Origin of the sequence: Streptomyces sp. (assembly GCF_035563135.1) — a bacterium.
Taxonomy (GTDB): Bacteria; Actinomycetota; Actinomycetes; order Streptomycetales; family Streptomycetaceae; genus Streptomyces.
Genome location: NZ_DATMVN010000680.1, coordinates 1 through 11,407 on the forward strand (window position 1 = coordinate 1; position 11,407 = coordinate 11,407).

An 11,407-nucleotide genomic window follows, 5' to 3' on the forward strand; every position below is an offset into this window, starting at 1 on the left:
GATTGGGGCCGTTCAGCACGAGGACGGGGACGCCTGTCGGCGGGACCGTAGGGGTCGGCATCACTCACTCCCGTTGATGTGGCGGCTCGGACCGTCCGGTGCGTGACGGACGGCTTTAATGTACGGACTGGTTAGTTAGTCATATCGAAAGGCGGCCGTCCAGGGAAGACCCCGGGCCGAATCAGCCGGCAGGGGCCCCGGCTCTAGAATCGCGAGCACGCACCGCCTGCCGCGAAGGATCCGGATGACCAGCCCCGAAGGACCCGCCCAGCCGGTCGCGCGGACCCGCGACGCGGCGCGCACCAAGGCCGAGATCCTCACCGTGGCGACGCGGGAGTTCGCCCGCCTCGGTTACGCGGGCGCCAGGGTCGACGAGATCGCCGCCCGCACCCGCACCACGAAGCGGATGATCTATTACTACTTCGGCGGCAAGGAACAGCTGTTCACGGCGGTCCTGGAGCGGGCGTACACCAGGATCCGGGAGGCCGAGCAGCTGCTGGACGTCGAGCACCTCGATCCCGTGGCGGCGGTCCGCCGGCTGGCCGAGGTGACCTTCGACCACCACGAGGACCATCCCGACTTCATCCGCCTGGTGAGCATCGAGAACATCCACGAGGCCGAACACATCGCCGCTTCCGCCGAGTTGAGCCGCATCAGCTCCCCGGCGATCGAGGTCCTGCGGCGCATCCTCGACACGGGGCGGGCGTCGGGGCTGTTCACGGCGGATGTCGACGCGGTGGATCTGCACGCGATGATCAGCTCGTTCTGCTTCTTCCGCATCGCCAACAGGCACACCTTCGGTGCCCTCTTCGGCCGCGACCTGGTGGACACCGGCCGGCGCGAGCACTACCGCACCATGCTGGGCGACATGATCATCGCGTACCTCACGGCCGATCGCGCCGCCTAGCGCCGGGGCACCAGTAGGGCTTGGTCAGGTTCGTTCGTCGGTGGCGTGTCCGGTTGGGGCACTGCGCCGTCGTCCGGGCATGACGCCCGAGGGGCTGGATGAGCTCCGTTGCCGCCCGGAGGACTTCGCGGCGGATGTGTCCGAGCCGTTCGCGCGGGCGGATCAGCGCCGGTGGGGCGGGGTGCATCCGCGGGGGCTGCTGCTGGACGGGCAGCGCAGATCGGTGGAGCCGATGGCCGCCCGGCTGGTCGCACCCCCTTTCCGGTCGGCACAGCGCCACCGAGACGATATCGGTGGTCATCCCGACGCATCTGCGTTATACCTTGCTCAAGATCATTCAAGTCAACGAGAGGTTCTGCCATGCGTGTTCGCAAAACCCGCGCAGCTGTCGTCACTGCCGCGATAGGAGTGACGGCCCTCCTCGGAGCAGCCGCTCCCGCTTCCGCTGCGGCAGTCAGTCCTACGTCGCTCTGCGGTTCGAGTTACAGCGTCCTTGAATCGCACCGCGTCTCCTCGAACCGCGCGGGCACGATCTTTCTTCTTTACAGTGCGTCGAGCGGTAAGAACTGCGTAGTCACCATTGCCGACAGCGCGTCCGGTGCTACCGCGAACATGTACGCCAGCCTCTCCGTCAGCGGAGGCCCCACCGTCACCGACGAGGGTTACTACACCACCTACGCGGGCCCGGTCTATGCCAGTGCTGCCGGTAAGTGTGTCAAGTTCTCCGGCGGCATCAGCGGCGCCGGTAGCTATGCGAGCGGCTGGGGCCACTGCGGCTGATCCGGGCATGAGATGAGATCCGCTGCTGGGTAGCGGGCCCACGGCAGTCGGATCAGCGGAGCCGGATCGGCTTGCCGCCGGATCCAGGTGCGGCCAGATACTTCTGGAGCGCAACGAGGGCGGCCGCCGTGCCGGAGCCATGACCACGCCGCCTGCGCCCGGAACGCGCCTTCCGCTCCTTTCAGCAGGGCCGGGCGCCTCGCCGGTCTTCTGATGGAACAACGAGGCGCCCGGCTTTTCACGTCAGCACAGGTCCGGCGGGGACCAGTCATGAGGCGGGGCAGCGGCCGGAATTCAGTCAGCCGAGCACGTCGATCGCCTCCGCGGTCAGTGATCGCGTAACCGCTCCACCCCCGTGCCGGCGCCCTGCGCCAGTAGTTGACCGTCAGTAGTTGCGTGGCTTTCGCTGTTGGTGCGTCAGTTCCCCGCCGGGGCCAGGAGCTGGAACCGTTGCTGCTGTCCGATGACGAGCAGACGGTGTCGGAGCGGGAGATGCGGCGGGCGTCCTCGGCTCAGGCACCGGCCCCGCGTGCACGGATCGCGCCGGCGTGGGCAGGGCCGGAGTCACCGCCGGTCGTCGTGGTCGCCCGCGACCGGGCCGGCCGCCCACCATCAGCATCGACCAGGTGGAAGCGGTCATGGTCACGACGCCGGAGAGGATTCCGAAGAACGCCGCCCACTGGTCGCGGAAGTCGATGGCGGTGCGCAGCGGCCCGCCGAAGTCCACCGTCGGCCGGGTCTGGCGGAAGTTCCAGTTCAAGCCGCATCTGGCGGACACCTTCAAGCTGTTGACGGACCCGTTGTCCGTGGAGAAGGTGTACGACGTCGTCGGGCTGTACTTCGACCCGCCCGAGGGCGCGGTGGTGTTGTGTGTGGACGAGAAGCCGCAGACCCAGGCCTCGGACCGGCCCCAGCCGGTGTTGCCGATCATGCCGCGCCTGCCCGGACGGCGCGCCCACGACTACGTCCGCAACGAGCTGACTGCGTTGTTCGCCGCATTCGACGTCGCCACAGGCGAGGTCATCAGCGTTCTGCACCGGCGGCACCGGGCAGCGGAGTCCAAGAAGTTCCTGATCCGGATCGACAAGGAAGTGCCCGCGCGCCTGGCGGCCCACCTGATCTGCGACAACTACGGCACCCGCAAGACGCCCGCGATCAGGGCACAGCTGACCGAGCACCCGCGCTTGGGTGAAGGACTGGAACGAGGGCCCCAAGCCGTTCATCTGGACCAGGGCCGCCGAAGGGATTCCTGACTCCCTCACCCGTTTCCGCCGACGGACCTCCGGCGCGGGCCACCAACAGCCGGGGCCGGGCGGACGGGCCGGTCCCACCACCCGGCAGCCGGGATGCGCCGCCCGGTGCCGACCGGCCTCCGCCGGCCCGGGACCGGGACCGGGACTTTTCGGGAGCGAAGGGGTCGGAACCCCGGGCGGTGCCCGGCGGACCGGACCGGGCCGGATTCCGGGTGAACCCTTGACAGGGGCGTCAACTGCTCGCAACATCCGTAGCCATCCCTAACTAACTATCTAGTGCGTTAATTAGCCGGGTCCGCTCGCCTCTCCCCCGCACGGAACGTCCCCCGAAGGAGCCCGCCGTGACCGCTCACGACCCTTCCGCCGGCCCGCCGCCCCCTCCGCAGGCGCAGCCCCGCAAGGCCGCGCTCGCCGCCTGGATCGGCAGCGCGCTGGAGTACTACGACTTCTTCATCTACGGCAGCGCGGCGGCGCTGGTCTTCCCCGAGGTCTTCTTCGACGAGTCCGATCCTGCGAACGCCACCCTGCTGTCGCTGGCCACCTTCGGTGTCGCCTACGCGGCCCGCCCGGTCGGCGCGCTCTTCCTCGGGCACGCCGGGGACCGGCTCGGCCGCAAGAAGATCATGGTCTTCACGCTGATGCTGATGGGCCTGTCGACGTTCCTCATCGGCTGTCTGCCCACCCGGGACCAGATCGGCGGGGCCGCGCCCGTCCTGCTCGTCATCCTGCGCATCCTGCAGGGCATCTCCGCGGCGGGTGAGCAGGCCAGCGCCAACTCCATGAGCCTGGAACACGCGCCTCAGCACCGCCGCGGCTACTTCACCAGCTTCACCATCAACGGGACCCAGGCCGGCCAGCTGATCGCGACCCTGGCCTTCATCCCGGTCGCCGCCCTGCCCGAGGAACAGCTCCTCTCCTGGGGCTGGCGCATCCCGTTCTGGCTGAGCGTCGCCGTCGCGGTCACCGGATACGTCATCCGCCGCACCCTGGAGGAGACACCGGTCTTCACCAAGCAGGCGGCCACCGAGGGCGTGGCGAAGATGCCGCTGGCCGTCCTGCTGCGCGACCACTGGGCCGATGTGCTGCGGGTCGTCGCGGCCTCCGTGATCGCCACCGTGAGCACGATCTTCACCGTCTGGGCGCTGTCCTACGCGACCAGCGACGCCGTCGGTCTGAGCCGCACCGGCATGCTGTGGGTGGGCGCGCTGGCCAATGTGGTCGCCCTGTTCACCATCCCGCTGTGGGCCCGGCTCTCCGACCGCGTCGGACGCCGGCCGGTCTTCCTCGTCGGCGCCGCCGGCAGCGCGGTGGCGATGCCCCTGTACCTGTGGTCGATCTCCACCGGCAGCTATCCGCTGGTGCTGATCACCGGGGTGCTGGTCTTCGGTGTCGTCTACAGCGCGGCCAACGGCATCTGGCCCGCCTTCTACGCCGAGATGTTCCCCACCCGGGTCAGGCTGTCGGGTATGGCGATCGGCACCCAGACCGGCTTCGCCGTCGCCGGTTTCGCCGTGGCCTTCGCCTCGCAGATCGCCGGCCCCGACGGCGACAACTGGGCCGGTGTCGCCCTCTTCGCCGCCGCGCTCTGCGTGCCGCCGGCCGTCGCGGCGCTCGCCGCCCGCGAGACGGCGCACGTGGAGACGGAGGCGCTCGGGGAGCGGAGCGGCGAGCGGACCACGAAGGCCGGGGCGTCGCTCAGGACCTGATGCCCCGCTACGGCGCCGGGTCCTGCCGGCCGGGCCGGCACTGAACCGTTCGAGTGGCGGGGCGCCCGCCCCGGGCAGATCATCGAAGGACGCGGCGATCCACGCCGGAGGGGTGCGGGGACGGACTCGGAAGAGCCGTCCCCGCACCCCTCCGGCCCGTCCACGGGCATCACGCCTTGCCGGCCGCCGGCTCGGGCACCGGCTCCCCGGCGGCCTCGCCGCCCGCCTCCCCCGCCTCCCCCGCCTCCCGGCCGGGCCGTCCGGCCGTCCCGGTGCCGACCTGGAGCCTGCGCGGCCCGGACAGGGCGTACGTCAGCCCGAAGCCTGCGGCCACCACCACCGCACCGCCGACCGCGTCCAGCACCCAGTGATTGCCCGTGGCGACGATCGCGGAGACCGTGAACAGCGGGTGCAGCAGTCCCAGGGCCTTCATCCACGCCTTCGGCGCGAGCAGCACGATCACCACACCGCACCACAGGGACCAGCCGAAATGCAGTGACGGCATCGCCGCGTACTGGTTGGTCACCGCGGTCAGCGCCCCGAAATCGGGGCTGTCGAGATCCTGCACCCCGTGGACCGTGTCGATGAAGCCGAGCCCCGGCATCAGGCGCGGCGGGGCGAGCGGGTAGAGCCAGAAGCCGATCAGCGCGAGGACCGTGGCGAAGCCGATGGTGCTGCGGGCCCAGCGGTAGTCCGGGGGCCGGCGCACGTACAGCACCCCGAGGATCGCGAGCGGCACGAGGAAGTGGAACGTCGAGTAGTAGTAGTCGAAGAACTCGCGCAGCCAGGGGATGCCGACGACGGTGTGGTTGACCCAGTGCTCGATGTCGATGTGCAGCCACTGCTCGGCGGCGTGGATCTGCCGGCCGTGTTCCTCGGCGGTGGACCGTCCGGCGGTCGCGGCCAGCCGGACCTGCGCGTACGCGGAGTAGACGACCCGGATGAGCAGGAGTTCCAGGAGCAGATTGGGGCGGCTGAGCACCCGGCGCCAGAACGGCAGCAGCGGCACCCACGCGTAGCGCGCCGGTACCGGCTTCGCGTAGCCGGTGGGGACCGGCCGCTGCCAGTGGGGCGAGGCGCGGGACAGGAACGGCACCGCGCAGGCCGCGCCGAGCGCGGCGACGAGCAGGGCGTTGTCGCGCACGGGAATGACCACGCCGACGTTCGGCAGCAGCATCTTCCCCGGCAGGGTGAGGACGAGGACCACGACCGCCGGCCAGACCAGCCGGTCCGAGGCCCGGCTGCCGACACGTCCGACGACGGCGAGCAGCACCCAGAGGAGCTGGTGCTGCCAGGCGGTGGGCGACACGGCGACGGCGACGCACCCCGTGACCGCGACGGCCAGGAGCAGCTGCCCGTCCCGCGCGTAGCGGGCCGCACGGCGCAGCCCGAGGAGGACGACGACGGCGGCCAGCGCCAGGAACAGCGCGATCTCCAGCGGTCCCTCCAGCCCGAACCGCAACAGCGCGCCGTGCAGGGACTGGTTCGCCAGGTTGTCCGGGCGCTCACCGAGCCCGGCGCCCGCGACATGGTGCACCCAGTACGCCCAGGAGTCACGCGGCATCGCCAGCCAGGCCAGCGCCGTGCAGACGGCGAAGGTGGCAGCGCCGCTCACGGCGGCCCGGCGTCTGCCGGTGATCCAGAACAGGACGGCGAAGAGCAGTACGGCGGGCTGGAGGGCCGCGGCGACACCGGTCAGCACACCCGGAAGCCGCTCACCGCGCACCGCGAAGCAGGCGACGAGCACCAGCAGGACCGGCAGGATGCTGGTCTGGCCCAGATGCAGGGTGTTGCGGACGGGCAGCGACACCATCAGCAGGGTGATCGCGACGGGCGCCGCCAGGAACGCGGTACGCCGGCTCACCGGCCCTGGCAGCGCGCGGCCGGCGACGTGGCCGAGCAGGACGACGAGGAGGAGCGAACCGAAGGTCCATACGACGCCGAGGGCCTGCTCCGCCGAGACCGTGAGCGGCTTCAGCACCAGACCGGCGAACGGCGTCCCGGTGAACCGGCCCGGGTCGTACAGGGATCCCGCGAGGTGCAAAACCCCGGTCGCGCCGGTCCAGGTCTCCAGATCGGTGAGGCGTTCGCCGGGTGGCTGCCGCAGCACGACCGCCGCCTGCCGTACCGCCAGGACGCCGACGAGCAGCCAGAGGACGGCCCTGGCCACCGCGGCCCTGGGGTCCGCCGTCCGGACCAGGCCTGACCCGGCCTGGTCCGGAAGGAAGACCCTGCCCCCCGGGTCCGCCGCCATGTCCCCCCGCACACTGCGCTTCGCATCTCTCACGCTGCGCCGACCCTCCCCATTTTTCATGCACTGTCCCCTCGGCCCGGGTATGTGCGGATGAAGCCTCGCATTGCCCTATGAGCTAGACACAATCAACCCCCTCTTCGCCTGACTGTCACCACCGATCCGCCGGAAGACCGCACGGAATTCCGGTCACGGCTCCTCAGGTGACGGCCGCCGAGCAGCTGTCGGGAGGTCCGCCGGGTCCCGGATCAGTCCTCGTGCCGGGGGACGTCCGCCTGCCAGCCCGTGAAGAGGGGGACGTCCGCCGAGCCGTCCAGGACAACGACGCCGAAGGGCCGGTCGAAGGCGATGTGCTTCACCACTCGGGGTCTCGGAGCGGCGGACCTCGCCGCCACGACCGTGACGGCCGCGGCCTCGACGCCCTCCTCCGCGACCTTCACCACCGCTTCCTGGACCACGTCCGTGAGGTGGAGGGGCGCCGCCGCGAGGCCCCGGAAGTCCGCGGCGGGGCTCGTGGCGAGCCGTACACCGAGCGCCCGCAACTGCTCGGTGACCTGGACGTTCGTCCGCAGGGTGAAGCGCGGCAGCGCGAAGGTCACCGCGTCGGCGGCCAGGGGGACCCGCGCTCCCTCCGGGGCCCACGCCTGCGGCAGGACCCGGTCCGCCCCCTCACCCGGCTCACCCAGGACGAACCTGACCCGTGCCGGTGCGCTGCCGTCCGGCTCCGCGCGGCAGCGCAGTTCGACGACGTACGCGCCCGGGACCGTCCACACGTCCGTGGGCCCGGCCGACGCGTGCATCGTCGGCACCGGCACGCTCCGGCCCGCCGCGTCGGTGAAGGGGGCGTCACGGGTGCGGGACATGTCGAACGCCGTCTCCCAGAAAGCCTTCAGGGCCAGCACGTTGACCAGGGCGAGCGCGACACCGCCGTCGAGGTCCAGCGGCAGCCGTTCGACCAGGCCACCGGTCTGCTCACGGACCCACGCGTCGATCTCCGCGACGTCCACCGGGCCGAAGGCGACGTCCGGCAGCGATTGTTCGTACTCCGGGTGGAGCGGCACGTTGTTCCACACCCGGGTCGCCACGTTGAGCGCCTCGGTGCGCCCCCAGTCCCGGGCCGCCCCGGTCACCACGTCCGCGGCCTCCGGTCCGGCCACGCCGAGCAGTGTCCGCAGTTCCGCCGCCGTCTCCGTACGGGCGCCGGCGGCGACGGCGGTCAGGGCCAGCCACAGTCCGGCGGGCGAGCACACGAAGCTGCGGCAGCCGGGCCGCGTCAGCTCCCGTATCCACTGCTCCCCGAGCCGCTGGACGGCTGCCTCGACGGAGGTCTCCCGCGTCATCGTTCCCCCTGCACGTATCAAAGGTTCGTCATTCCGTCACACCATGGACAGAATGGCCCAATGACCTGGAACGTGACCCCCGAACACTTCGGCAGCCCCGAAGCGGCCCTGCTGCGGCGGGACTACTACGACGAGGTGGCGAGCCGCTACTGGGGCCGGCCGGCCACCGCGGCGGAGATCGACGACGGCCTGAGGGACGACGGTGTGGACCGGCTCGCCCCGCCCACCGGGGAATTCCTGGTGGGACGGTACGACGGCAAGCCGGGGAGCTGCGCGGGCCTGCGGCTGGTCGACGCGGACACGGCGGAGCTGACCCGGGTGTTCGTCCGGCCCGCGTTCCGCTCGACGGGCGGCGGCGGCCTGCTTCTCGCCGGCATCGAGAGCGCCGCGCGGGCCTACGGGGTGCGGCGGATCCGCCTGGACACCCGTGACGACCTGGTGGAGGCACGCGGGCTGTACGCGAAGCACGGGTACCGGGAGGTGCCCGCGTTCAACCAGGGCCCCTACGCGGAGCACTGGTTCGCCAAGGAGCTGTGAGTTCCCGGCGCCGCAGGAGCCCGGAGCAGGGGCGCGGAGCCGGAGCCCGGAGCAGGAGCCCGGAGCCGGAGCCCGGAGCAGGAGCCGGGGCCGGAGCAGGGGCCGGAGCAGGGGCGCGGAGCGCCCGCGAGGTCAGCCCGCCGCGTGGTCCCGGCGGGGTTCCGGCATGTGGGGCCGCTCCTTGCTCGACCCGCTCACCTCGGCCGACAGCTCCGTCACCAGGCGGACGAGGTCGGTGGGCCGGTCCGGGCCCCACCAGTCGCCCAGCAGCTCGGCCAGGGACTCCTCACGGGCCCGGGACAGCCGGACCACGGCCTGTGCACCCCGTTCGGTGAGCACCAGCTGCATCCCCTCGCGCCGGGCGAAGCCGCGCCCCTCCACCTGGCGTGCGGCGGAGGTGATCACCCTCAGCGGCACGGGTGCGACCTCGGCCAGCCGCCCGGGTTCGACGGTGCCGTGCCGTTTGATGCGCAGCAGCAGCCAGCTGGCGGCGGGCTGCAGGTCGTATCCGGCCCTGGCGGTGATCTTCTCGTAGATCTCCCGGCGTCCCTCACGGGTGGCGAGCACCGAGAGGGCCCGGGCGCATTCGTCGTACGAGGAGCGCTGGACCGGGTTCGAGGCCAGGGTCTCGCTGGGGTCGGGCGCCGTCACCGACCCGCGCAGGGGTTCCTCCTTGAGGAACCAGGCGAAGACGAACGCGACGAGGACGACGGGTGCCGCGTAGAGGAAGACATCGGTGATCGAGGCCGAGTAGGCGCTGAGGACGGAGGGGCGCAGATCCGCCGGGAGCCGGCCGATGGCCCGGGGGTCGGCGGCCAGCGCTCCGGCGTCGGCGCCGGGCGGGAGGGAGCGGCCGCTGAGCGCCTCTTCGAGTTTGCCGGTCAGCCGGTTGGTGAAGATCGTGCCGAACACGGCCACGCCGAACGAGGCGCCGATGGACCGGAAGAAGGTGGCGCCGGAGGTGGCGACACCGAGGTCCTCGTAGCCGACGGAGTTCTGCACGATCAGTACGAGCACCTGCATCACCAGGCCGAGGCCGGCGCCGAAGACGAAGAAGCAGAGGCTCATCGTCCAGGTGGAGCTGGTCTCGGAAAGCGTGTGGAGCAGCAGCAGGCCGACCACGGTGAGGGCGGTGCCGGCGATCGGGAAGACCTTCCAGCGGCCTGTCCGGCTGACGATCTGGCCGGAGCCGGTCGAGGTGAGCAGCAGGCCGAGGACCATCGGCAGCATGTGCACACCGGACATGGTCGGGGTGATGCCGTGCACGACCTGGAGGAAGGTCGGCAGATAGGTCATGGCCCCGAACATCGCGAAGCCGATGACGAAGCTGATGACGGCGACGAGGCTGAAGGTCCTCATCCGGAACAGCTTCAGCGGCAGGACCGGTTCGGCCGCCCGGCGCTCGGCCGCGACGAACGCCACGAGCAGCACCACGGCGAGGACCGCGAGGACGATGATCTGTGCGGAGCCCCAGGCCCAGGTGGTTCCGCCGAGCGAGGCGACGAGGACCAGGCAGGTGGCGACGGAGGCGATGAGGAAGGTGCCCAGGTAGTCGATGGTGTGCTTGGTACGGCGGACCGGGATGTGCAGGGCGGCGGCGATGACGAGGAGCGCGACGACGCCGACGGGCAGATTGATGTAGAAGACCCAGCGCCAGCTGAGGTGTTCGGTGAAGAAACCGCCGAGCAGCGGCCCCAGCACACTGGTCACGCCGAAGACCGCCCCGAACAGGCCCTGGTACTTGCCCCGTTCGCGCGGGGGGACGATGTCGCCGACGATCGCCATGGACAGCACCATCAGCCCTCCGCCGCCGAGCCCCTGGAGGGCGCGGAAGCCGATCAGCTGCGGCATGTTCTGGGCCATGCCGCAGAGCGCGGAGCCGATGAGGAAGATGACGATGGCCGTCTGGAAGAGCTTCTTGCGCCCGTACTGGTCACCGAGCTTGCCCCAGAGCGGGGTGGCCGCGGTCGCCGCCAGCATGTAGGCGGTCACCACCCACGACAGATGGTCCAGGCCGCCCAGCTCGCTGACGATCGTGGGCAGGGCGGTGGACACGATGGTCTGGTCGAGTGCGGCGAGCAGCATGCCGAGGAGCAGTGCGCCGATGGAGACCAGGACACTCCGCCGGGACCGCCCCTCACCTGCTGCCGGGGGCGGCGGGCTCAGCTGCTGGGCCATGGGCATCTCCTCGGGTCCGCTTGACCCCATCCTGGCCGCTGTGTGCCGTTATGGCCTGCCGAACGGCGCCACGAGCGTCGGGCTCGCCTGTGGCGGCCTGCATAATCGCAGACAGTTCGAAAGGGGAGGGGACCCACGATGACCGGACACATGTGCCCGGAGTGCGGCGGCGAGCAGGGCGCGAGACCCCGGGCGGGGTGCGCCTGCGGAGCCGGCGCGGCCGCACGGGCGGGCCGGGAGGCCCGTGCGGCGGAGATCGCGGCGGCCGAGGACTTCGACCCGCTGCGCATCCGGCCGTACGTGACGCTGAACAGCGACGACACGCAGGACCACGGCGCCCCCGGGACAGCCACCACGATGCCGCTGTTCCTGGACGGGGCGCCCGGCGGAGCGCCGGGCGCCGGGCCCGTCCGGGGTGCTCCGCCCGGGGCCGCCGCCGTGGACGGGGGCCGTCG

7 protein-coding genes and 3 pseudogenes are annotated in these 11,407 nt (G+C 71.3%); 7 read left to right on the forward strand and 3 right to left on the reverse strand.

Features of this window, described 5'->3' with window-relative positions; genetic code table 11:
- Positions 1 to 244: 244 nt before the first annotated feature.
- The 5 genes and pseudogenes from VN520_RS30355 (at position 245) to VN520_RS30375 (ending at position 4,646) form a co-directional block, all read left to right on the forward strand.
- Complete coding sequence (locus tag VN520_RS30355; RefSeq protein ID WP_325750150.1) at positions 245 to 907, forward strand: TetR family transcriptional regulator; 663 nt, start codon at positions 245 to 247, stop codon at positions 905 to 907.
- Positions 908 to 986: 79 nt separating this feature from the next.
- Positions 987 to 1,187: pseudogene (locus tag VN520_RS39720) on the forward strand (transposase); the annotation flags it as partial.
- Positions 1,188 to 1,519: 332 nt separating this feature from the next.
- Complete coding sequence (locus VN520_RS30365) at positions 1,520 to 1,687, forward strand: hypothetical protein (RefSeq protein WP_325750152.1); 168 nt, start codon at positions 1,520 to 1,522, stop codon at positions 1,685 to 1,687.
- A 441-nt stretch (positions 1,688 to 2,128) separates the two neighbouring features.
- Positions 2,129 to 2,977 (forward strand): annotated as a pseudogene (locus tag VN520_RS30370) (IS630 family transposase); the annotation flags it as partial.
- Between the two features lie 304 nt (positions 2,978 to 3,281).
- Positions 3,282 to 4,646, forward strand: a complete 1,365-nt coding sequence (locus tag VN520_RS30375) for an MFS transporter (protein WP_325750154.1) — start codon at positions 3,282 to 3,284, stop codon at positions 4,644 to 4,646.
- Between the two features lie 169 nt (positions 4,647 to 4,815).
- Here VN520_RS30375 and VN520_RS30380 read toward each other — a convergent pair whose 3' ends face one another.
- Positions 4,816 to 6,960 carry a bifunctional glycosyltransferase 87/phosphatase PAP2 family protein gene (locus VN520_RS30380; RefSeq protein WP_325750155.1) on the reverse strand — a complete coding sequence of 715 codons (2,145 nt, stop codon included), beginning with the start codon at positions 6,958 to 6,960 and terminating at the stop codon, positions 4,816 to 4,818.
- A gap of 185 nt (positions 6,961 to 7,145) precedes the next feature.
- Entirely contained in the window at positions 7,146 to 8,237 is a 1,092-nt protein-coding gene (locus tag VN520_RS30385) for a serpin family protein (protein WP_325750156.1), read from the reverse strand.
- Between the two features lie 60 nt (positions 8,238 to 8,297).
- Between VN520_RS30385 and VN520_RS30390 the strand changes: the two genes are divergently transcribed.
- Positions 8,298 to 8,774: a GNAT family N-acetyltransferase gene (locus VN520_RS30390; protein ID WP_325750157.1), complete on the forward strand. Its 477-nt coding sequence runs from the start codon at positions 8,298 to 8,300 to the stop codon at positions 8,772 to 8,774.
- Between the two features lie 132 nt (positions 8,775 to 8,906).
- Here the strand turns inward: VN520_RS30390 and VN520_RS30395 are convergent, their stop codons facing one another.
- Complete coding sequence (locus VN520_RS30395) at positions 8,907 to 10,952, reverse strand: MDR family MFS transporter (protein WP_325750158.1); 2,046 nt, start codon at positions 10,950 to 10,952, stop codon at positions 8,907 to 8,909.
- Positions 10,953 to 11,090: 138 nt separating this feature from the next.
- Here VN520_RS30395 and VN520_RS30400 point away from each other — a divergent pair.
- A pseudogene (locus VN520_RS30400) lies at positions 11,091 to 11,407 on the forward strand (peptidoglycan-binding protein); the annotation flags it as partial.

Excerpts from the sequence above, each read along its gene's own strand:
- VN520_RS30355 (WP_325750150.1), top strand. The coding sequence starts at position 245 with ATGACCAGCCCCGAAGGACCCGCCCAGCCGGTCGCGCGGACCCGCGAC.
- VN520_RS30365 (WP_325750152.1), top strand. The coding sequence starts at position 1,520 with ATGTACGCCAGCCTCTCCGTCAGCGGAGGCCCCACCGTCACCGACGAG.
- VN520_RS30380 (WP_325750155.1), bottom strand. The coding sequence starts at position 6,960 with ATGAAAAATGGGGAGGGTCGGCGCAGCGTGAGAGATGCGAAGCGCAGT.
- VN520_RS30385 (WP_325750156.1), bottom strand. The coding sequence starts at position 8,237 with ATGACGCGGGAGACCTCCGTCGAGGCAGCCGTCCAGCGGCTCGGGGAG.
- VN520_RS30390 (WP_325750157.1), top strand. The coding sequence starts at position 8,298 with ATGACCTGGAACGTGACCCCCGAACACTTCGGCAGCCCCGAAGCGGCC.
- VN520_RS30395 (WP_325750158.1), bottom strand. The coding sequence starts at position 10,952 with ATGGCCCAGCAGCTGAGCCCGCCGCCCCCGGCAGCAGGTGAGGGGCGG.